10 protein-coding genes are annotated in these 24,100 nt (G+C 68.0%); 9 read left to right on the top strand and 1 reads right to left on the bottom strand.

Features of this window, described 5'->3' with window-relative positions; translation table 11 throughout:
* The first annotated feature begins 43 nt into the window (after positions 1-43).
* The 3 genes from G3I71_RS52715 to G3I71_RS19680 all read left to right on the top strand — a co-directional run bounded on the left by G3I71_RS52715 (position 44) and on the right by G3I71_RS19680 (position 8,641).
* Positions 44-7,888, top strand: a complete 7,845-nt coding sequence (locus tag G3I71_RS52715; protein WP_164316124.1) for a ricin-type beta-trefoil lectin domain protein — start codon at positions 44-46, stop codon at positions 7,886-7,888.
* A gap of 20 nt (positions 7,889-7,908) precedes the next feature.
* Positions 7,909-8,397 (top strand): hypothetical protein, encoded by a 489-nt coding sequence (locus tag G3I71_RS19685; protein WP_164316123.1) that lies wholly within the window; start codon positions 7,909-7,911, stop codon positions 8,395-8,397.
* A gap of 106 nt (positions 8,398-8,503) precedes the next feature.
* Positions 8,504-8,641: a hypothetical protein gene (locus G3I71_RS19680; protein WP_164316122.1), complete on the top strand. Its 138-nt coding sequence runs from the start codon at positions 8,504-8,506 to the stop codon at positions 8,639-8,641.
* 516 nt (positions 8,642-9,157) lie between these two features.
* Here the strand turns inward: G3I71_RS19680 and G3I71_RS19675 are convergent.
* Positions 9,158-9,736, bottom strand: a complete 579-nt coding sequence (locus G3I71_RS19675; RefSeq protein ID WP_164316121.1) for a hypothetical protein — start codon at positions 9,734-9,736, stop codon at positions 9,158-9,160.
* Between the two features lie 153 nt (positions 9,737-9,889).
* Between G3I71_RS19675 and G3I71_RS19670 the strand changes: the two genes are divergently transcribed.
* From G3I71_RS19670 to G3I71_RS19645, 6 genes are all read left to right on the top strand, one after another.
* Positions 9,890-10,321 (top strand): HK97 gp10 family phage protein, encoded by a 432-nt coding sequence (locus G3I71_RS19670; protein ID WP_164316120.1) that lies wholly within the window; start codon positions 9,890-9,892, stop codon positions 10,319-10,321.
* The gene (locus G3I71_RS19665) at positions 10,318-10,755 is read left to right on the top strand and encodes a hypothetical protein (protein WP_164316119.1); all 438 of its coding nucleotides are present in this window, start codon (positions 10,318-10,320) and stop codon (positions 10,753-10,755) included. Before G3I71_RS19670 ends, G3I71_RS19665 begins: the two co-directional genes overlap by 4 nt.
* A 72-nt stretch (positions 10,756-10,827) precedes the next feature.
* A complete protein-coding gene (locus tag G3I71_RS19660; RefSeq protein ID WP_164316118.1) occupies positions 10,828-11,316 on the top strand; it encodes a hypothetical protein in 489 nt (162 codons plus the stop codon).
* Positions 11,317-11,894: 578 nt separating this feature from the next.
* Positions 11,895-16,139: a LamG-like jellyroll fold domain-containing protein gene (locus G3I71_RS19655; RefSeq protein ID WP_343243002.1), complete on the top strand. Its 4,245-nt coding sequence runs from the start codon at positions 11,895-11,897 to the stop codon at positions 16,137-16,139.
* Between the two features lie 128 nt (positions 16,140-16,267).
* Positions 16,268-23,098, top strand: coding sequence for a polymorphic toxin-type HINT domain-containing protein (locus tag G3I71_RS19650; protein ID WP_164316116.1), 6,831 nt, complete (start codon positions 16,268-16,270; stop codon positions 23,096-23,098).
* Complete coding sequence (locus G3I71_RS19645; RefSeq protein ID WP_164316115.1) at positions 23,083-24,045, top strand: hypothetical protein; 963 nt, start codon at positions 23,083-23,085, stop codon at positions 24,043-24,045. Before G3I71_RS19650 ends, G3I71_RS19645 begins: the two co-directional genes overlap by 16 nt.
* Positions 24,046-24,100 lie beyond the last annotated feature (55 nt).

The following is a 24,100-nucleotide window of genomic DNA, read 5'->3' as shown; positions in this document are numbered from 1 at the left end:
CAGCGGACGTACATGTCCGTTTCCTACGGGGGGACTTCACACGGTGCGTGTGCGAAGAACGCTGACGCTCGTCTCTGCCCTGTTCACCGCGATGGTGCTGCTGGTGACCGGGGCGGTGGCGCAGGACGGCATCGGACCGTACGTCTTCCACGGTGACTTCTGGAAACCGAAGCCGCTGCCGGAGACGCCGGCCGTCGGCGACCACGAGTTGATCCGTCCGAAGGTCGTCCACCCCAAGGGCTACCGCCCGCTGACCGAATACACGGCTGTCGGCAAGTCCGCCTGGCCCAAGGCCGGTTCGCGCACGGTCGCCCTCAAGCGCGAGCCCAGCAAGGCGGGTTCGCTGCCGGTGTGGGTGGCATCGGCGGGCAAGCAGCAGAGCGCTCCCCAGGTCGGCGTCCGACTCGCCTCCCGCGCCCAGGCACTGCGCGCCGGCGCCGACTCCGGTCTCCTCGTCGGACTGGACGCCACCAAGTCCCGTACCGACAAAGTGAGTGTCGTCATCGACTACTCCGCCGTCGCCAAGGCCTACGGCGGCGGCTATGGCTCCCGGCTCACCCTGACCCGGCTCCCGGCCTGTGCCCTGACGACCCCTCAGCGCGCGGAGTGCCGTACCGCCACACCACTGAAGGCCGTCAACCGGGCCACCGCCAACCAGCTCACCGCGACCACCACCGCCGACTCGGCGATCGCCGTCACCTCCGGCAGCCGGGGCTCGCAGGGCGACTACTCGGCGACCTCGCTGACCCCCGAAGGAACGTGGCAGACCAGCGGCACCGGTGCCTACACCTACTCGTATCCCGTCCAGGTACCGGCGGGACTCGGGGACACCGGTCCACGGGTGGCCCTGTCGTACGACTCGCAGGCCGTGGACGGAGAGACCTCGGCCCGCAACTCGCAGGCGTCCTGGATCGGCGACGGCTGGGGCTACCAGCCGGGCTTCGTTCAGCGGACCTATCGTTCCTGCGGCTCGCTGCTCGACTCCGACGGCAAGAAGATCCTCAAGGGTTCGGGTGACCAGTGCTGGGGCGGCGGCAACGCCACCGTCTCCTTCGGCTCCCACTCCGGCATTCTCGTCCCCACCACCACCTCCGGAGTACCGGGCGAAACAAGGGAGTTCCGGCTCCAGGGCGACGACGGCACCGTCGTGCAGGAGCTGTCCGGCGCCGCCAACGGCCTGTACGACGGCACCTACTTCCGGGTCCTGACCGCCGACGGCACCGCCGCCTACTTCGGTGCCGACCACTCACCGACCGGCCCCGGCACCAAGGGCCTGGCCTCCTCGGACTCCGGCGACGACTCCACGCACGCGGCCTGGGGCGTACCCGTGCTGCACCCACGCTCCGCCGACCCCTGCCACAGCGACTCCGACGGCAGGAAGTCTCGCTGCGACAAGCCCGAGGGCTGGCGCTGGAACCTGGACTTCGTCGTCTCGCCGAACGGCTTCGTGCAGCGCTACGACTACTCCACCGAGACCGGCTACTACGACCTCGGCGGTGGCCAGGCGGCGGCGACCGACGACCGCGACGACACCGGCACCCTCACCTCGTACACCCGGGCCGGCACGCTCACCTCCATCTCGTACGGCTACACGCTGGACGACGAGCAGGCGGGCCGCACGCCGTCCTCGCAGGTCGTGTTCGCCTCCGAGCAGCGCTGCCGGACCACCTCCACCTTCACCGACTGCTCGGCCGGGAACCTGGACGACAACACGGCCCCGCACTGGCCGGACGTGCCGTTCGACCTGCACTGCGACGCGACCGACAAGACCAAGCTGCCGGACGACGCCACCAAGGTGCCCACCGACGTGTGCGTCGTGTCGTCGCCGACCTTCTGGTCCACGACCCGGCTGGACACCATCACCACCAAGGTGCGCGTCAAGGACGGCGACACCGACAAGCTGGTCCCGGTCGACTCCTACGCCCTCGGGCAGGTGTACTCCGACGCGGGCGGCACCGTCGACCCGGTCACCGGAACCACCGTCGACCCCAAGGACGCAGGCTCCCTCCAGGCCGTGATGTGGCTGCAGTCCATCAAGCACACCGGGAAGGGCACCTACGGCAACGCCAACAGCGACATCACCCTGAACCAGGTCTCCTTCACCGGCACCGAGATCGACAACCGGGTGGACGACGACTCCCCGTCAGCCCCGCCGCTGTACCGGCCGCGGATCTCCAACATCCAGACGGAGACCGGCGAGTCGATCACCGTCGAGTACAACTCGACCCCGTGCGCGGGCAAGGCACTCGACTTCGGGTCGGCAGACTCCAACACCAACTCCTGCTACCCCGTGTACTGGACGGTCCCCGGCGCCTCCAAGCCGATCGCCGACTGGTTCAACAAGGTCACCGTCCACAGCGTCACCGCCGCCGACCTGACGATCGCCGCCCAGTACAACCCGGACGCCTCCAAGATCCCGGCGGGCTCCGAGGCACACGTCTACACCTACGCCTACTCGGGTGCCGCCTGGCACCGCGACGACTCCGACCTCACGGATGACCAGTACCGCACCTGGGACCAGTTCCGCGGCTTCCGCACGGTCACCGTGCGCACCGGAAAGGCGCCCGAGCCGGTCACCCAGCTGACCACCACCTACCTCCAGGGCATGGACGGCGACTACAAGGCCGACGGCAGCCGCCGCTCCGTCGGCGTGGACGCCACGGTCGGCGGCAAGACCGTCGAGACCGTCACCGACGCCGACCAGTTCGCCGGCACCGCACTGCAGTCGGACACCTACACCGCCTCCGGCGGCACCGTGAACGCCTCCACCGTCAACGGCCCGTTCGCCTTCACCACCACGGCGCACGCCGACCGCACCTCGTGGACGGCCTGGACCCAGGAGGACCACCCGGGCGAGACCGAGCCGGACAAGGCCACCCTGCCCGACCTCACCGCCCGCCGGGTCAAGTCCGCCCAGACGCACGGTTACGCCCTGCTCGCCGACGGCACCTGGCGGCACACCCGCACCGACACGGCCTACGACGACCAGGGCCGCGTCCAGACGGTCGACGCGCACGGCGACGTCTCCGTGGCCGCGCAGGAGAAGTGCAGCACCACGCATTACGCGACGCCGTCCTCCTTGGCCGGCAACACGATGCTGCTCGCCTACCCGGACCGCATCACCGCGGTCTCCGGACCGTGCGGCACCGTGGCCGGCGCCGACACGCTGCTGTCCGACAAGAAGATCTACTACGACGGCGACGGCTCCATTACCGCCCTCGGCGCCTACGGCACGGTCACCCAGCCGCACCTCACGGGCACCCAGGTCGCCACCGGCTTCGCCACCGACGGCACCGAGAACTGGCGCACCACCAGCGGTATCGCCTACGACGGGGCGGGCCGCGTCACCGATGCCCTCGACGCCACCGGCAAGGGCACGCACACCGACTACCTGCCCAAGTGGAACAACGCGGGCGGCAACACCAACCCCACCAGCATCGTCTCCACCAACCAGAAACAGTGGAAGGTCACTTCCACCCTCGACCCGCTGCGCGGCGTGCCTCTGCGCAACGTCGACACCAACGATCGCGTCACCGACATCACCTACGACGCCCTCGGCCGCCGCACCGCCGTCTGGCTGCCCGGCCGCGACAAGGCGACCCAGAGCGCGGACATGACGTTCGCGTACTCGATCAACCCAGGCGCGGTCCCCGCCCCCGGCGGCACCATCACACAGCCCGGCGACCCGACCTCCGTCACCACGCGCACCCTGCGCGAGGACGGCACGTACGCGACGTCCATCGGCATCTACGACGGGATGCTCCAGCCCCGCCAGGTCCAGACGACAGCCGAAGGCGACTCCGACTCCGGCCGGATCGTCTCCGACACCTTCTACGACTCCCACGGCTGGCCTAGCGCCTCGTACTCCCCCTACTCGGAGCCGGACCACACCCCGTCCGCCACCCTGTACGCGGCCAACGAGAACGAGATCCCCGCCGAGACCACCACGAGTTACGACGGCCAGGGCCGAGCCACCACCGGCACCCTGTGGCACCAGGCCGTCAAACAGTGGAGCACCTCCACCACTTACCCCGGCGCCGACGAGACCGACTCCATCCCGCCGGCCGGCGGGATGGCGACCGCCGTGTACACCGACGCCCTCGGCCAGACGGCGAAGTCGGTGGTGCGCAACACCAGCGCGACGGTCACGCTCAAGGGCGGCAGCATCATCCCGTCCGGCACCTCGCTGACCTCGGGCAGCGTCCGTCTGACCATGCAGGCCGACGGCAACCTGGTCCTCGGCGCGCTGTCGACGGGCAAGACCGTCTGGTCCTCCGGTACCGGCGGAAACCCGGGCGCCTACGCCCAGTTCGGCGCCGACGGCAACCTCGCCGTCTACACCACCGCCGGCACCTCCAAGTGGACGACCGGCCTGACCGCGACCACCGGCGCCACCCTCCAGGTCCGGGCCGACTCCACCCTCGCGGTCGTCGCGAGCGCCGGCACCGCCGTGCTCTGGAAGCAGGGCACCGCAGGCGCGGTTCCCGTCGCCGACGCCACCACCCGTTACACCTACACCCCCGCCGGACAGATCGACACGGTCAAGGACAGCGCGGGCAACACCTGGTCGTACACCTACGACCCGCTCGGCCAGAGGACCTCCCAGACCGACCCCAACACCGGGACCACGAGCTTCGACAAGTACGACGTGCTCGGCAACCTGCTCCAGTCCACCGACGCGCGCGGCCAGGTGCTGTCGTACGCCTACGACTGGGACAACCGGCTCACGGCGACGTACGCGTCCCCCTGGTCGGCCACGCCCGACCCCGCCAAGCAGCAGACCTCCCGGCTCTACGACACCCTCCTGAAGGGCTACCCGACGTCCTCGACCCGCTACCTGGGCGGCGTGAACGGCAGCGCATACACCGAGGCCGTCACCGGCTACAACACCGCTTACCAGCCGCTGGGTTCGACCCTCACGATCCCGTCGGCGGACGGCTTCCCGGGCGCCGCGGGCAAGGACAGCGGCACGATCACGTACAGCCTGGCCTCGACCTACACACCCACCACGGGCCTGCTCGCGACCACCCAGTACCAGGCGGACGGCGGACTGCCCGCCGAGCGCATCGGTTACGGCTACACCCAGCAGGGCGCGCTGGACGGCTTCGGCGGCTACATCAACGCCGCCAACACCCCCTCCTACCTGGACGGCACGGTCCACGACCCCTTCGGCCGCGTCCTGCAGACCAACTACGGCCCCACGGGCAAGGAACTCGCGACCTTCGCCCAGTACGACGCGACGACCGGCCGGGTCACTCAGACGTCCAGCATGCTGCAGACGTCCACCACGGCCCTGGACGTCGTCAACTACCGCTACGACCGGACCGGTCAGCTCACCGCCACGGACGACCTCCAGGACAACACCACCCACGACACACAGTGCTTCGCCTACGACTCCTTCCAGCGGCTGAACGCCGCCTGGACGGACACCGCCGGCATCACCGGCTCGGGCACCGCTCCGGTCGGCGCGGTCGGCGGCTGCGCCACGGCGTCCGTGCAGACCAGCGCGGCACCGGTGAAGACGAAGACAGTCGGAGGCCCGGCGCCCTACTGGCAGACGTACACCTACGACCTGCTGGGCGACCGCACCGGCACGATCGACCATGACACCACCGGCAACGCGCTGGCGGACACCACCCAGGCGACCACCTACCCCGGCGTCGACGGTACTGCCGCCGCCACCCGCCCCGACCAGGCGGGCGCGACCACGACCACCAACCCGGGCACGGGTACGGTCACACAGACCCCGTCGTACACGGACGCGGCAACCGGCAAGAACGCCGGCAACACGGTCAGCCGCGCTACAAGGACGACGGGCCCCGTCACGACCGGCTTCACGCTCACCGGCGGCGGAAAGCTGTGTGTGGAGGAGACCGGCTCGGGCGCGAAGGTCGAGGTGAACGCCTGTAGTGCGTCGTCGACGGCCCAGAAGTGGACCATCGGGTCGGACGGCACGGTGAAGGCGGCCGGGCTCTGCCTGGACACGGCGGGCAACTCGACCACGTCCGGCGCCGGGGTCGTCATCGACACCTGCTCGACCGACGCCACCCAGAAGTGGCGGGTGACGTCGACCGGCACCCTGGTCAACGCGGCCAAGAGCACCCTGTGTCTGACCGACCCGAGCGCCAGCGCGACAAAGGGCACCCAGCTCACCGCCGCCACCTGCGGCGGCAAGGGCCAGATCTGGTCGACCGTCACCACGGGCGCGCTCCCGGCGGGCCAGACGCAGACGTTCACCTACGACGCGGAAGGCCGTACCGCGACGGTGTCGACGCCGTCGGGCACGACGACCCGCACAAGCTCCTATGTGTACGACGCCGACGGGGACCTGCTCGAACAGACCGCGTCCGTCGGCGGCACCGACAAGGCGCGGGTCCTGTACCTCTTCGGCGGCGCGGAACAGCTGACGCTGGACGTGACGGCGAAGACGTGCACGGCGCTGCGGTACTACACGGGGCCGGACGGGACGAGCGTCACCCGCTCCAGCTCCGGGTCCGTCACCTACCAGGTGGCCACATCCCAGGGCACCGCGACGACCGCCGTCGACGCCTCCACCCTCGCCGTCACCCGCCGCTCCTACGACCCGTACGGCAACCCACGCGGCACGAAACCGTCGACGTGGGTGGCGGCGGACGAGAATCACGGCTTCCTGGGCCAACCGGCCGACTCGGTCACAGGCCTGGACCTGCTGGGAGCGCGCGACTACGACCCGGTGCTGGGCCGCTTCCTCACACCCGACCCGATCTTCCAGGCCGGCGACCCCAACCAGATGGGCGGCTACACGTACGCAGCCGACAACCCGGCGAGCAGCTCCGACCCGACGGGATACGACGACTGGTACAACGACCCGTCGATGAACAAGTGCGTCATCGACTGCGGTCCGACGCCTTCCCCGTCACCCGCGCCCGCGCCCACCAGCACCTCCAGCGGCGACACCGGCAGCTCCACTCAGCAGCCGTCTCCCGGAGTCACCCCTCCGGCTACGCCGCCCGACCCGAACGCCGGTCCCGACCTCCTTTACGGCAGCTTCGTGGCCGTCGGCCTGGCGGTCCGCTCCCTGTCCGTCTGCGAGTTCTGGCTCACGGGAAGCGGACCGGACCACGACCAGGCCTGCGAGATAGCCGGCGGCGTCGTCTCCGGCGGAGGCATGGAAGGCAGCGGTATCGGCGCTCTCGAACGCGGTGCCGTGGGCGAGGGGGAGAGCGCGCTCGTCAGCACGGCGAGGGGCGGAGCCGACGCCGACGCGGCGGCCGCGGCCGGAGCGGCCGCGAAGGGCGTCAACGAAGCGGCCGCCGACGCCGCGGACCTTGCCGCGATGAAGAGGGCGAACGCCCAGGCCAGGGCGGAGCAGGCGGACGCCGCCTCCGCCACACCGAGCAGCCCTGCCACGGGAGCACCCGCTACCCGGCCTGCCCGGGTCACGCCGCGCGGGGCCGGAAGCGCCAAGCGACCGCCGGCCGTCAAGCACATTTCCGCAGGGGACGGCTGGACACCTGAGGGGCAGCTTGAGGCGGCCGGAAACATGGTGCCCGACTTCGCCGTCAAGCATGCGAAAGGCAACCAGCCGATGAACCGGGCTTACGTCGGTGGCACCAACATCGAGACCGGGGAAATCGCACTCGCCTCATCCGGAGGCGGTGGCGCCCCCGGCGGTATCGGCCCGACGTGCGGCTTCTGCGCCGAAGGTAATGTGGTGCGGGCTCTCGGTGGCGATCCGGGACTGGTGCGGCTCACACACGCGTACGAGGTGGTGGTCAAGGACGGCGCCTTCTCGACCAGGTTGAAGCCCGTGTGCACGAGGTGCCAGAGCGATTTCCCCACCCGCGATTCCTTCGTGTCGGGTATCACACATGAACCCGGCGGCGACTGGGACAGGTTGTACGGATGACGATCGAAGTGGAAGCGCGCATGCGATTGATCGATGTGGAGATCGACAGGTACGACTGGTCGACGTTCGAGTGCGGATGCGGGAAAACGGCTGCGCATCTCGCCGATGACCTGAGACTGCTCGCCGAGGCGCAGTCCCGGGAGGAGGCAGGTGCTCTCCGCATCGACGACCACGCGCTGATCCAGTCGTTCCCGCAGGAGTCGGCGGTGCCCGTCGCCGCCGTCCTGATGGCAGCACTGTCAGGTGACCTGGCTGTCGGCGCGCGGGTCGTGTGTCTGGATCTGCTCCTCCGGCTCGTCGATACCGACGACGAGGACTCGGCGGAGACGTGCCAGTCCATCGCACGGCAGGGGCTCTGGGGGCTGTATCGGGACCTGTGGTTCAACACCCACCCCGACCTGGTGGTCTACGCCTACCTCGTCCTCAGGGTGATCGAGACTGACGAGGAACGGCTGCGCACCTATCGGGATTCGGGCCGGATCCGACTGCCCGACCATCTGGCCGACTGAAACTTTCAACACGTCGATGGGTCTCGCTCGAACGGATGTGGACACGCACAACGGGGACGCGACCTCGTGCGGCTGCGGTCGCTCCGCTCGGCATCTGGTCTGTACCTTGGAGATCATCCTTGCCCTCGGCGCCGTTCGAGGCCTGGACGATCACGTGCTCGGCCAGTTCGTCCTGATGCCCCCGGCGCCCGCGGTCTGCGCGGTCGTCATGAGGCATCTTGCGGACGGCATGGCGGCAGCATAGGGGCAGGAGATCTCTGGATGCTGCCGGCCCTCGTCGTAGGCGAGGTTGACGTGGAGTGGGACCCGGTGAGGCTCGAGCGCTACTGGGCCGGTGAAACGGTGGGGTATGCGGCTGGTCGATGTGGAGGTCGGCCGCTACGACTGGTCAGCGTTCGAGTGTGGATGCGGGAAGTCGGCCGCGCACCTGGCCGACGATCTGAGGCTGCTGGCCGAGGCACAGTCCCGGGAGGAGGCAGGTGCTCTCCGCATCGACGACCACGCGCTGATCCAGTCGTTCCCGCAGGAGTCGGCGGTGCCCGTCACCTCCGTGCTCATGGCGGCGCTCGCGGGTGACCTTTCCAACGGGGCCAGGTTCATCTGCCTGGACCTGCTCGGCCGCCTTGTCGACACCGATGACGAGGACTCGGCGCAGGCGTGCCAGGCGATCGCGTGTCAGGGGCTTTGGTTGCTCTACCGAGACCTGTGGTCGGGCATCTCGCGCTCATCACCGGATTGCCGTAGCTGTGCCGGCCCCGGATCACATGCCGTCCGGTGCGGCACGTCGGGATCGGCGGCTTGCCCAGAGAGGGAGCCACCTTCGCCGGTTGCGCCGGGTGTCGAGAATGCGGTCGTGGAGATACGTGCTGGGCAGTTCGGCCGCCCGACGGGCGAGCTCCTCGAACGCTGAGAGATATGAACTGTCGCTTCCTCGCAACTCGCGCTCTCGTTCCACGAACGGCTGGGTGGCCCTCCAGACGGTACTGAGCCGGTGACGCAGGAGCGGAAGAAACAAGTCCTCGTCCACGAGCTGGAAGATGGTCAGGGTGGCGAAGGAATGGTAGTAGTACACGACATTGCAGAAGGCCGCCTTCGCCTCGCTGGGAAGCCCGCGCACTCCCTCGCTCGGGTCGTGTTCCTGCTGAAGACGGTTGCACACGTAGTCGTGCTGGTCGTGAAACGCGGCTGACCGGAACTCGTCGAGCAGATTGATCATCGCCTGAATGTTGTTCACGTGCTGGCTGATCCGCGTCTGGCGGACACCGATCCTGGTGGAAACAGCGATGGCGACCACGGCGATGACGACCGGGAGCACGTTGATGAGGAACGCCTTGGGCATCCACTCAAGCTAGATAGGAGTCGCATCCGACAAGCCGGATGCACGCATCCAGAACATTTCTGACTGATCTTGTAGTGAGTCCGTCGCTACTGGTGGTTCATCAGCCAGTGGAGGGTTCGAAGTAGACACCTGAACTGAACGGTAGGCTCCGCCATGCCCGTCGCCAAACCGCACCCGAACGCCCACCCGGACGCAGCCGCGTTCCGGGATCCGATCGAACTGGCCGCAGCTCTCGCGCGGATGGGGCCGGCAGTACGGTCCCGGACGCGGGCGATCACGCGGCACCACGCCATGTTGCTGCGGGTCTGCATCCAGAAGAACGCTTCGGGGCGGCCGGGACCGAATGTGATCACCGGTCAGTACCGGGTGTCGTGGGATGTGAAGGTGACCGTCGCCGGAGGCCGGGTGACGGCGGTGGTGTTCACCGATGCACCGCAGCAACGGCGGCTGGAGTACGGGTTCGTGGGCGTGGACCGGTTGGGGCGGCAGTATCAGCAGCCGCCGTATCCGCACATCGAGCCGGCGTTCCAGCGGACCCAGCCCGGCTTTCTGGAGGCACTGCGCACAGGGGCGTTGCCGCGATGACGATCCCTCGGCTGCCGCTGACCCGCGCGCTCCTGGCAGCGCTCGCCGAGGGAACTGGACGGCCGTGTGGGCTCGGGGTGCTGCCACGGGCGGTGGACGGGGAACCTGCGGCCTTTCCCTATCTGATCCTTGACAGCCTGCCGGGGGAGTTCTCCGGCCCGTCGTTCGCCGACTGGCACGCGGACGCCGCCTGGACGTACCAGGTGACCAGCGTGGGGGAGCGGGCCGATCAGGTGCAGTGGCTCGCCGACAGGGTCCGTACGGTGCTCTTCGACCGCACGGCGAGTGGCTGGCGTACGGAGGTCGAGGTGCCCGGAATGCGGGTGATCGACAGGGAGTTGATCGTTGACGCCGGTGGAGATCCGGTTGACGGTTCGCAGGGCGATATCGTTTCCTACGTGCAGCGGTTCACGATCACCGTGACGCCTGCCTGAATTCCTCTCACCGCGGAGCCACGCGGACGCCCGGCCGATGAGCCCGGCGCGGTTCTCTCCTTCGGAGTGCCCGTGGCTCAGCAGCGCTTCATGCGGCGCGGCATCACCAAGATTCTCTGGTTGAAGAACATCGCCGCCGCGACCAGGATCCCCACCCGGGCGGAGATCTCCGCCCCGAACTCGACCGACCTGACCGAGGCGATGCGCCGTCGCTCCCTGCCAGAGCGCGTTCTGCAGATCTGCGACGACACAGCGCGGCGCACAGAGTACGACGAAGCCAAGCGCTCCGCCGCTCGTGCTGAGCTTCTCGCCGGCAGCGATCCGGACAATGCGCCGCTTGCCGCCCGGGCGACTGCGGCCGCCGAGCGGTACGAGGCCGCACGCAAAGCCTTCGACACGGCCTCCATCTCTCTGCGCTTTCGCGCACCGCCGCGACCGGTTCTCGAGGAGCTCATCCACGCCCATCCGCCGACCGACCAACAGGCAGCCGACGGGGCGGCGTTCAACGCGGAGACCTTGCTGTCGTTCCGATCTGAGGGCGACGCTGCGAGTTCAACCTGAGTACGAACGCGCTGGCCGTGTTGCCGTACTTCCGCCTGACGGGCGGGCGTGCGCGGTCATCGGTGGCAATGCGGGCAACGCCGGGCATTCGTCGATTCCCGTAACCTCGTTGCTGCTGTCAAATAGGGCCTGCGCGTACTCATTACCGCAGCAACGCACTCCACGACCGTCTCACCTGCGCTGGAGTTTGCCCTCTCCTCGCGAGGACATCATGGCAAGTCGGGGACGTTTGCTCGCTCTTCAGGGGTTGACGCGTCGAGTGCGTGGCAAAAGGGGTGCGAGTGCTCAACCGTGGAAAATTCGTAGAGGAAACGTGAAGTAATTCACGCCTGGCTTTTCCCTGGTTAGTGGATCTTGCGGGCTTTGTCCGCTTGTGAGTCTCTGGTAAACGGGCTGGCGCTCCCCTTATGTTGCAGCCTGAACTTTTGATCGAAGACATCCAGGCGAAGCCCAAAGCGGCCTGGCGGGGAGCAGTTCATATGAATAAGTACGGGGGGAGACGTCGGCTGCGCACAGCCGGCGTTGTGTTCTCCGCAGCCATAGTGCTTGCGGCGGGTGTATCCAACGGCGCCATGGCGGTGGCCGACGAGAGAGCCGACACCTTGGCCTCCGGGGCCGCCGGAACCGACAAGGCGGACACAGCCGTCGCAGACGACGGAACGGGTGAAGACGCCAAGGCGCTGGCCCAGGCCGCGCGCACCGGCAAGTTGGTGGAGATCACGTCGTTGCGCGGTGAGAGCAGCGAGGTGTTCGCCACCCCGGAGGGGCACCTGGAGGCACGGGAGCATCTGCGTCCGGTGCGGACCCGGGTGGACGGCGAGTGGCGGGACATCGACACCACCTTGACCCGCGGCGCGGACGGAGCGGTGGTGCCCAAGGTCACGACCGTCGGTCTGACGTTCTCCGGCGGAGGTTCGGCACCGCTGGTGCGGATGCTGAAGAACGGCCGTGAACTGGCGCTGTCCTGGCCCGAGGATCTGCCCGCCCCGGAGCTGAACGGGAGCACCGTCACCTACCCGGACGTGCTGCCTGGCGTCGATCTGCGGATGACGGCGCAGCAGGACGGCTTCACCCAACTCCTGGTCGTCAAGTCGGCCGAGGCCGCGGCGAGCGATGAACTGAGCCGGCTGCGGCTGAAGTTGGACGCCGACGGCATGCAGGTGAAGGAGACCGCGGATGGCGGTCTGGCGGCGATCGACGAGGGCGCCGGAAGCGCGGTGTTCGAGGCGCCCCGCCCCGTGATGTGGGACTCCAGCACCCAGGCACCCGACACCACGGCGAAGTCCACCGCCACAACCACAACCACAACCAAAATCACCGCCAACGCTGCCGCTACAGAAAGCACCGCAGAAACCGCTGCCGCCGACGAGGGCGGGTCGGATGCCCCCGAAGCCACCGCCGCCGAGTCCGGAAACGTCGCGCCGGTCGGCGTGGACGTCCCCGCCGCGCAGGACGCGCTGGTGCTGACACCGGACAGCGGCGTGCTCACCGGCGAGGACACGGTGTACCCCGTGTTCATCGACCCGCAGTGGTACTCCCCGAAGGCCTCGGCGTGGACGATGGCCTCCAAGTACTGGGCGTCGTCGCCGCAGTGGAAGTTCAACGGCGACTCGGACGCGGGCATGGGCTACTGCGGCTGGTCGTACTGCGCGCCGTACGACACCAAGCGGCTCTTCTACCGCATCCCGACCTCGAAGTTCGCCGGCCGGACCGTGCTGCAGGCGGAGTTCGTGGTCCGCAACACCTGGTCGGCTTCCTGCTCGGACCGGAGCGTGGAGCTGTGGCGTACTAAGGACATCTCCTCGTCGACGACCTGGAACTCGCAGAACGCGGACGGCTTCTGGATCGATCGCCTCAAGACGGCGTCCTTCGCCTACGGATTCACCGGCTGCGCCGCGAAGGACGCGGAGTTCGACGTGAAGTCCGCGGTGCAACTGGCGGCGGACAAGAAGTGGTCGACGATGACCTTCGGCCTGAAGGCGGCGAGCGAGACCGACGAGTACGCCTGGAAGCGGTTCTCCGACGACGCCTATCTGCGGGTGCAGTACAACCGCCCGCCACCCCAGCTCAAGATGTCCCAACTGACCATGGAGTACGGCGGAACCTGCAAGAAGCCCGCCAGTGCCGCGAGGGTACGCACCCTGGGCAAGATCTACGCCAACAACGTCGCCGACCCCGACGGCGACTCGGTCTCCGTCGAGTTCTGGGCTGGTTGGGACACTGGTGACGGCAAGGGCGTGGTCACCCGCTGGAAGTCAGGTCGGACGACGGCGAAGAAGTCCGGCTCGGACTTCGCGATCACGCTGCCGTCGTCCATCCCCGCCAACAAGACGGTGAACTGGATGGTCCGCTCCTACGACGGCGGACAGTGGTCGCCGTGGTCGTCCGCGGGCGACCCGACCGGCTGCTACTTCGTTTACGACACCAGCGTGCCGAAGGCCCCGACCGTCTCCTCCGTCCTCTACCCGGCCTCGAACCCCGAGGACCCCGACGACCCCTGGTACGACGGAGTGGGCCAGTACGGCTACTTCGTGATCACCGGTGCCGTCACCGACGTGACGAAGTACTGGTACGGAGTCAACGGCGACCCGGTCTCCGCCAACGCGGTCACCACCTCGGCCGGAGCGGCGAAGACCGTGCCCGTGCTGCCTCTCAAACCGGGTCTCAACACCTTCACGGCGCGGTCCTTCGACGCGGCCGGTAACGGCTCCGAGATCCGCACCTACCAGTTCCGGGTCAAGTCGGGGCAGCTCGAACGCGCCAACTGGTCGATGGACGAGGCAGCCGGAGCCACTCAGGCGGTGGGCAGTGCGCCCGAGGAGCCCGCGGTCATGCACGGCGGTCCGACGCCGAACGTGGAGGGCAAATTCGGTAAGGCGGTGCAGTTCGACGGCGTCGACGACTACGCCGACACCGACCTGGCAACCGTCAACACCGACGTCAGCTTCTCGGTGTCGGCGTGGGTGAAGCCGTCGGCGATGCCAGCGGCGGCGGCGATCGTGGCTTCGCAGCGAGGCAACAACCAGCCGGGCTTCGAGCTTTACTACTCCAAGGGCTATGACCGTTGGGTGTTCAACCAGTACAGCTCCGACACCGCTTCCGGGACTCCGGTGCGAGCCATGGCGACCGCCGCGGGCGGGGTCAAGGTCAACGAGTGGACGCATCTGGTCGGCGTCTACTCCTTGGGCGAGAAGCTGCTGAAGCTCTACGTCAACGGGACGCTGGTCGGGAGCACGGCCTACACCACGCCGTGGAACGGCCGGCGCGGCATGCTCATCGGCGCCAGCACCCCGGGCGGCACGCCCGCGTCGTTCTTCCCCGGGGCCATCGACGAGGTGAAGACCTTCGAGAAGCCCTTGACGGCGGCTGAGGTGTCGAGCCTCTACACCTCGAACACGAGCGGCGGCCGTCCGGCCCGGATGGTCTTCCACCTGGACGACCCCGCCGACGCGACCGAGCTCAGCGCGCGGGCCGACGTGAGCCCCGCGGTCCTCAAGGGTGGCGCCGCGACGGGCTCGGCCGGGGTGGACGGCAACGCGCTGACCCTGGACGGGACCGACGACTATGCCACCACGGGCAGCCCGCAGGTCAACACCACGTACAGCTTCGCTGTCGCGGCCTGGGTGAAGCTGCCGAAGACCAAGCCCACGGGCGCGGCGGTCGTCGCCTCGCAGATCGGCAACGTGGTGACAGGACCGGCGCTGTACTACTCCAGTTCCTACGACCGTTGGGTGTTCAACCAGAACAGCGCCGACACCGCCGACTCCACCGTGGTGCGGGCCCTGCAGCCCGAGGGCACCACCGCGCGCGGCGGTGAATGGACACACCTGGTCGGCGTGCAGGACACCGTCGCCGACAAGCTGTCCCTTTACGTCAACGGCACCCTGGCCGGCACCACCACCCTGCTCTCGACCTGGTCCGCCGGGGGCGCGTTCCAGATCGGCGCCGGCGCGTTCCAGGGGGTGCCCACCTTGTTCTTCCCCGGCCAGATCGACGACGTACGCCTCTTCGACCGGCCGGTGTCCGCCGGTGAGGTGCAGCAACTGTTCAAGCAGCGCGCGGTGGTCAAGGGCCGCTGGAAGTTCGAGTCGGCGACCGGCACCCCGGTGACCTCGCCCGACGCGTCGTCGGCCGGCAACGCCATGACCCTCTACAACGGTGCGCAGATCGGCTCGGGTTGGGTCGACGGCGCAGTCGCCCTCGACGGCACGAACGATTACGCCGCGGCCTCTGTGGTGCCGGTCGACACCAGTGCCAGCTTCACCGTCAGCGCCTTCGTCCAGACCGCCGCCGTCCCGACGAGCCCGGTGACCGTGATGAGCGCGCCCGGGGCCAAGAAGAGTGCGTTCGCGGTGCGCTACGAACCCAGTACCACCCCGGCCACCGATCCGGGCCGCTGGCGGATCGTCACGCCCGACTCCGACAGCGACTCCGCCGCCACCTCCGACATCGGCAACGGCATGTTCTACAGCCCCACCGACTGGAACAACGTGGCACTGGTCTACGACGGTTTCGCCAAGGAGATCCGTCTCTACGTCAACGGCGAGCTCCAGGAGACCGCCTGCGCCGACGCCGACGACGACGGGGTGCAGGACGACGCGAGCTGCACCGACACCGTCTCGTGGGCCGACGACGTACTGACGTACAAGGCCGCGAAGACCCTGCAGCTCGGCCGTGACACGACCGGGACCACATCCAGCCAGTACTTCCCCGGTTCGCTCTCCGATGTCTGGGTCTTCCAGGGAGCGCTGACCGAGACGCAGATCGATCACCTCGCCGTCGGCATGCCGGGCGTGGAGACCGCTGTCCCCAGCGGCGACTGACTCTGGCCAGCCACCGGGAACGGGCCGGCCGCCACGTGCGGCCGGCCCGTTCCCGGCCACCTGCTTCGCTCCGCCGTGCGCGGTACCACGCTGCCCGCGGAGCACTCAACGGGAGAAAGACAGACCTCATGCAGACCGGATCACGAGCAAGAACAGGCAGGCCTTGGCGCCGGGTGGCGATAGCCACGGCCGCCGTGCTGACCGCGACCCTGCTCCAGGCGTCGGGCGTGCCCGCCGTCGCGCAGGGCTGGGCGAAGCCGGCGTTGCCGCAGGCCGAGTCGCCGGTCGCCGGTGGCCCGGCGGGCAAGGCGGTGCCCCGTAAGGTGACGAAGGGGCCCCGTACGCCCGCCGAGGTGCCGGCCACCAGCTGGCCGAAGGCGACCGCCGCGGCGGTGACGCTGAGGCAGGGGGCGACCCGGGTCAAGGGGCTGCCGCTCACCCTGGACACGCGCGTCGAGCGGTCCGCTGACGCGGCCACCGGCACCTACACCGTAGGCGCGCTGTCCCGCGCGGCGGCACGGAAGACGGGCGTCGACGGACCCGTCTTCACCCTGACTCCCCGTCAGGGCGGTGCCCAACGCGGCGGCAAGGTGCGCGCCGGGCTGGACTACTCCTCGTTCGCGGGCCTGTACGGCGGCGGATACGCGTCCAGGCTGACCCTCGTCCAACTGCCCGCGTGTGCGTTGACGACACCGCAGAAACCGCAGTGCCGTACCACCCAGCCGGTCCAGACCGTCAACGACACCGAGAAGCAGACGCTGACCACGCAGGCGGTCGCCCTCAGCGCTAGCACCGCGACCGTGCTGGCGGCGACCGCTTCGGCGAGCAGTGACAAGGGTGACTACAAGGCCACGTCCCTGGCCGCCTCGTCGACCTGGTCCACGGACCAGAGCAGCGGTTCCTTCGCGTGGTCGTACGACATGGCGGTGCCGCAGGTGCCCGGTGGCCTGACTCCGCAGGTCGGGCTGTCGTACTCCTCCGGCGGTGTCGACGGCCGGACGGGGAACACCAACAACCAGGCGTCGTGGGTCGGTGACGGCTTCGACCTGGCGCCCGGTTTCATCGAGCGCAGCTACAAGGGGTGCACGGACGACGGGGCGACCAACGCCGACGGGAACAAGCCGGGCGATCAGTGCTGGGCGTACGACAACGCCACGCTGTCGCTGAACGGCTCCGGCGGAGAGTTGGTGCCCAACGGCACCAACTCCTGGAAGCTGCAGAACGACGACGGCACGAAGATCGACCGGATCTACGGCTCCACGTCCGACGTGCGGTCCAACGGGGCGCGCAACGACGAGTACTGGCGGGTGACGACCCCCGACGGTACGCAGTACTTCTTCGGCTACAACAGGCTGCCGGGCTGGGCGAGCGGCAACGAGACCACCGACTCGACGTGGACGGTGCCGGTCTTCGGCAACAACTCCGGTGAGCCGTGCAACGCCTCCACGTTCGCGGCGTCCTGGTGCCAGCAGGGCTGGCGCTGGAACCTCGACTACGTCGTGGACCGGCACGGCAACGCGGCCGCGTACTACTACGACAAGGAGACCAACTCCTACGGCCGCAACCTCAAGGCCGCCGACGACACCCCGTACGTACGTGGCGGGACGCTGGACCGGATCGAGTACGGGCTGAAGGCCACCGCCATGTACTCGGCGAAGGCACTGGCCAAGGTCAACTTCACCAACAGCGAGCGGTGCATCCCCGACAGCTCGACCACCTGCTCGTCCATCTCCACGGGCTCGCAGTACTGGTACGACACGCCGTGGGACCTGAACTGCGAGGCGGGCACCGACTGCGACAACGGCCGGTCCTCCCCGGCGTTCTTCACCCGCAAGCGGCTGACCGGCGTCACCACCCAGGTGCTGGTGTCCGGCGCCTACAGCAACGTCGACGGCTGGAAGCTCACCCACCGGTGGGGCATGGCCGACACCGACTACCAGCTGCTGCTGGACTCCATCGAGCGCACAGGCTACGACGGCACGGCCTCGATCACCCTGCCGAAGGTCACCCTCGCCTACACCCAGCTCGCCAACCGTCTCGACTCGACCGGCGACGGCTACGCCCCCTACATCAAGTCCCGGCTGTCCACCGTCGCGGACGAGTCCGGCGGCCAGATCGACGTCGGCTACTCGGCCCCGGTCTGTGACGCAGCGGCCCTGCCCATCCCGGAGACCAACACCACCCGCTGCTTCCCCCAGTACATCGGCGGCAGCTCCACCGACGACCCGGACCGCCAGTGGTTCAACAAGTACGTCGTGAGCACGGTCACCTCGACGGACCGTACCGGCGGCTCGCCCGACCAGGTCACCATGTACGACTACCTGGACGGTGCGGCCTGGCACTACGACGATGACGACGGGATGACCAAGGAGAAGTCCAAGACCTGGTCGCAGTGGCGCGGTTACGGCCACGTACGGGTACGCACCGGTGGCCAGGGCGGCGCCTCGGCGATGAAGTCGCAGGCGGACACGTACTTCCTGCGCGGTATGGACGGCGACCGTCAGAGTTCCTCCGGCGGCACCAAGAGCGTCTCGGTCACCCTCGACTCGGGTGAGGGCGACCCGATCACCGACCACGAGTCGCAGGCCGGCTTCGCGTACAAGACCGTCGGCTACTCCGCCCCCGGCGGCAAGGTGCTCTCCAAGTCGGTGACTCGGCCCTGGTACCAGCAGACCGCGAAGAAGGTCCGGACCTGGGGCACCGTCACCGCCAACTTCACCGGGACCGCGTCCTCCAGGTCGTGGACCTCGCTGGATGACGGCGCGGGCGCCAAGTGGCAGATGACCTCAGGGTCCGACACCCACGACACCACCACCGGCCTTGTCACCCAGAGCGAGGACCTCGGCGACACGACGACCGCAACCGACGACCAGTGCACCCGCACCACCTACGTCTCCGGCGGTATCCCCGCGGACGCCCCGGTGCGGGTCGAGACGGTCGCCAAGGCGTGCGACGCGACCACCAGCCGCCCGGCCGACGTCATGTCCGACGTCCGCAGCGCCTACGACGGCGGGGCGTACGGTGCGGCACCGACCAAGGGTGACGTCACCAGGACCGCGAAACTCAAGACATACAGCGGTTCCAGCGCGGTCTACCTGGAGTCCACCTCCACCTACGACGGCTACGGACGGGCGCTGACCACCACCGACCTGACCGCCGACGTCACGGTCACCTCCGCGGGTGCGCTCACCAGGACTGCCCGCACCGACGGCCGGACCACCACCACCGCGTATGTCCCGACCACGGGGTTCTTGACGAGCAGCACGGTGACCACCCCGCCCGCCACGCCCGGGGACAGCACGACCACGCAGACATCGAGCACAGCCTTCGACACGCTGCGCGGGCAGCCGCTCACGGAGACCGACACCAACGGGAAGGTCATCACCTACGCCTACGACGCGTTGGGCCGCACCACCAAGGTGTGGCAGGCGGACCGGACCACGAGCCAGACTCCCAGCTTCGAGTTCGGCTACACCATCACCGACGGCAAGCCGGTCGTGGTGTCCACCAAAACCATCGGCAACTCGGGTGCGCAGGACACCTCGTACGCCTTCTACGACGGCTTCCTGCGAGCCCGGCAGACGCAGGCCCCGGGTCCGACCGGCGGAACACTGCTGGCGGACACCTTCTACGACGAACGCGGCCTGACAGCCAAGGAGTTCGCCACTTACTACACCGACACCACCGCCCCCTCCACGACCCTGTTCAAGCCTGAGAACGCGCTGAGCGTGGAGACCCAGAACCGTTACGCCTACGATGGCCTGGGCCGGGCGACCGAGATACGGCAGATCGCCGGCAACGGCGACGGCGGAGCCGTCCTCAACGTCACGAAGACGATCTACGGCGGCGATCGGACCACGGTCATCCCGCCGGTCGGTGGCACCGCACAGACCACCGTCACCGACGCCCGCGGCCTCACGACCGAAGTGCGCCTCCTGCACTCCCGTGACGCCGACGCCGCCTACGACGCCACGTCGTACGGCTACTCGCCGCGCGGCGAGCCGATCAGGGTCACCGACCCGGCGGGCAACGCCTGGACGTGGACGTACGACCTGATGGGCCGGCTCACCGACACGACCGACCCCGACAAGGGCGCCAGCCACACCGACTACGACGACCGCTCCCAGGCGACCAGCACCAAGGATGCCCGCGGCACCGTCCTGGCCGCCCTCTACGACGGTCTGGGCCGCCAGACCGAGCTGCGGGACACCTCCTCGACCGGCACGCTGCGGGCCAAGTGGGTCTACGACACGATCAGCGGCGCCAAGGGCCAGCTCACGTCCAGCTCCCGTTACAGCGGTGGCCAGGAGTACAAGACGAGCGTCGTCGCGTACGACCGTCTGTACCGGCCGCTGCGCTCCTCGGTGACCATCCCGTCGGCCGAGGGAGCGCTGGCAGGCACCTATCTGTCGACGACCACCTACAACGCGTCGGGCACGGTGCAGGGCGTCGGCTATCCCAAGGCCGGTGACCTGGCCGCCAACACCGTCGCCTACACCTACGAGGACGGCACCCTGCGGCCCATCGGGGTCAGCGGCCCGCTGAACCTGACCGCGAGCACCAGCTACAGCCTCACCGGCAAGCCGCTGCAGTACTCGCTGGCCGCGAACGGCGGCAAGACGACGTACGAGACCAACACCTATCAGTGGGGCACCCAGCGGCTGGACACCTCACGGGTGGACCGTCAGGACGTCACCGGCGTCGACCAGTACAACACCTACTCCTACGACGAGGCGGGCAACGTCCTGTCCGTCAGGGACACCTCACGCTCCGGCACCGACAACCAGTGCTTCGGCTACGACTACCTCGGCCGGGTGAAGGAGGCCTGGGCCCAGTCGACCACCGGCTGTGCCACCGCACCCACCACCGGTGTGCTGGGCGGTCCGGCCCCGTACTGGACCTCCTACACCTACGACAAGGTCGGCAACCGGCTCACCGAGACCCAGCACGGCGCCACGGCGGGTGCCTCGGACACCAACCGGACCTACCACTACCCGGATCCGGGTGCGGTCCGGCCGCACACCCTGGGCTCGGTGGATACCACCGTCGGCACGGTGAAGTCCACCGACAGCTTCACTTATGACGTCGCGGGCAACACCCGCACTCGTCTGCTGGGCAACGGCACCTCCCAGACCCTGGACTGGGACGCCGAGGGCCACCTCACCAAGGTCACCCAGCCGGTGGAGGGCAGCAGCGACAAGGTCACCGACTACCTGTACGACGCGGAGGGCAACCGTCTGATCGGCCGGACCCCGACGGAGACCACGCTCTACCTGGGCGCCACTGAGATCACCCTGGCCAAGGGCGCCACGGCCGCCAAGGGCACCCGCTACTTCGACCTCGGCGGCGGCCACCAGGCCGTCCAGGCCAACGACGGCACCATCTCCTTCACCCTGGCCGACCACCACGGCACCGCCCAACTGTCTGTCAACGCCACCACCCAGGCGCTGACCCAGCGCCGCACGCTGCCGTTCGGCGGGCTGCGTGGCACCGTGCCGACCACGTGGACCGGCACCAGAGGTTTCGTCGGCGGCACCACCGACACCGCCACGGGTCTCACCCACCTCGGTGCGCGCGAGTACGACTCCGCCACGGGCCGATTCCTGTCGGTCGACCCGGTCTTCACGGCCGGCGACCCGCAGCAGATGAACGGCTACACCTACGCCAACAACAACCCCCTCACCTACTCCGACCCGGCGGGAACAGAGATCGGCTCCAAGCCCAACTCCTGCCAGTACGACGTCAAGTTCTGCAGCAAGCACCAGCAGAAGGAAGTCGGCTACGACGCCGCCACCGGCACGTCCGACTACCACCGCGGCAACATCTACAAGCGGGCCCAGGCGAAGAAGATCTGGGTGGCGGCGTACACCCCGGTCACGAACGACACGTACAAGCTGCAGGACTACTGGGCCAGCGCGATGGACGGGGAGTTCACCAACGACTTCTGGTACAACCCCATCTACGAGAATTCCCAGAAGGGCCTGCGGGGCGACGCCTGCTACGGGCGCGAGGGATGCCGTCAGGCCAATCTCTACATGCTGCACAAGGGTGACGACGCGGACGTCGAGACGGCCAAGGAAATCGCGGCCAACTACTGCGTATCCCACGCCGAGGAGTGCGACGAGAAGGCAGCAGCCGTGGCACGCGGCAACGTCATTGAGGACGCCGTCAATACGATGTTCCTGGGTTATCTCGGCGGTGCCATGGGAGCCGAGGGGAAGACGGCGCGTGGCTGCCGGAACAGCTTCGACCCCCGCACCGAGGTCCTCATGGCCGACGGCACCACCAAGCCCATCGCAGATGTGAGGATCGGCGACAAGGTCATCGCCAAGGACCCCAAGACCGGCAAGCGCGGTCCGCGTGCGGTGACGGCCGAACTTCTCCACCGCGACGACGACCTCGTCGACCTCGAGATCCGCGGTCCGGACGGCAAGACAGTCAGCGTCCACACCACCTCCCTGCACCCCTTCTGGGACGCCACGACCCTCACCTGGGTCGAGGCCGGCCGGCTCACACCGGGCCACACCCTCAAGGGCGCCGACAACAGCCAGGTGACCCTGACCCGCGTGGTGTCCCGCCCGGGCACGGCAGACATGTACAACCTCACCGTCGCCGATCTCCACACGTACTATGTTCTGGCGGGTCAGACGCCGGTACTCGTTCACAACAGTTCCTGCGAAGGGCCGATTCTCACCAAGGCTCAGTCCAACCAGGTCATTGAGCGCCTCGGTTACAAGGTGACCAATAACAATTCGGCAGGTCGAGGGGCGGCGAAAATTTGGCAGAACAAGAAGGCGCCGGCGTCGGAGAGGTTTGTGACTCAAGATATGACTGGACACGGGGGCGGACTTTTCAAGGCCGGGCCTACCGTTGAGTCGCTCCAAACAACCAGGAGTACGCTCCGGAGCGGTTCCTACGAGCTGGACGAGTTCGGTGGACTGAAATGGATTCGCCCATGAGCCTTTGTTTCCTCGTCTCCAAATATGACGAGTCCATGCGTAGCGGTGTCATTGCCGACTGGACTTCCTTCGGAGATGTCGGCAAGTCTTTCAACGGCGAGGTACTGACAGCTGCCGAGTATCAGCGAGTGGAGGATTTGTACATCTCCGCCGTGGAATCTCTGGCCGACGCGATGCAGGCGGACAGATTTACGTTGAGAAACCTAGTTCTCAACGAGCCTCCGCCGCCCTGGCTCGGTGCCGCTTACGACGGCCGCTCCGTTGAGCGACACACCGCCCTCAGACTGCTCAGGCGGATGCTCCGACATGGCTTGATCTCTTGCACTCTGGAAAGTGGACACGCCCTGCGAGTGGCGGTCGAGACTGACTTCTACATCTCGGTAGAGATCCAACCGGATGCGGTGCACTGCCTGGAGGAGGTGAAACGTCTAGGGTTGCATTTGGTTTCTGTGAATTGCGGCGAAGAAGAAGACGACGCAAAAATGGCAGTCTCCCGTCCGGCAGATGAGAAATTCTGGGAGCAGTTGGCACAGAACATCAGGCCATCACGAGACGCAACTGCAATCCTGGAGCGCTGGGCGGAAGGAAACTGTGGCTACCGATGGCATCTGGTTTTCGACGGGGACACCTCGGCGATTGCCGGATCCGTTCGACCACACTCCCTGGTCACGGCATATCTTGACGCAGATGTCCGGTGGGCCTCCCGGCGAAATATCGTGCCTGCAACTGCTTCGGCCATGGAGGCCGAAGCAACGCCGGTCGTGATCTTCTCGCGATCGACGGGCGGAGTCGCGCCTGAAATCCTCGTACTCAAGGAAGGCGATGATCTGCCGACCGACGCAGAGGTGCCTCCCGGCAATGATGTCGGATTCTTCCTTTGGCCAGCCGAAGATTCGATCTCCATCCAGGCGGTAGTACAGGGCGATGGAAGCCAACCCCTTCGATGAAGCTGGCTGATGGGGCCTCTGGGAGCAGCGGCCAGAGCTGAATCAGTTCGGTCTC

The sequence above is a fragment of the Streptomyces sp. SID12501 genome (assembly GCF_010550245.1).
Classification (GTDB): Bacteria; Actinomycetota; Actinomycetes; order Streptomycetales; family Streptomycetaceae; genus Streptomyces.
This window is presented reverse-complemented; position numbering and strand designations above follow the sequence as displayed.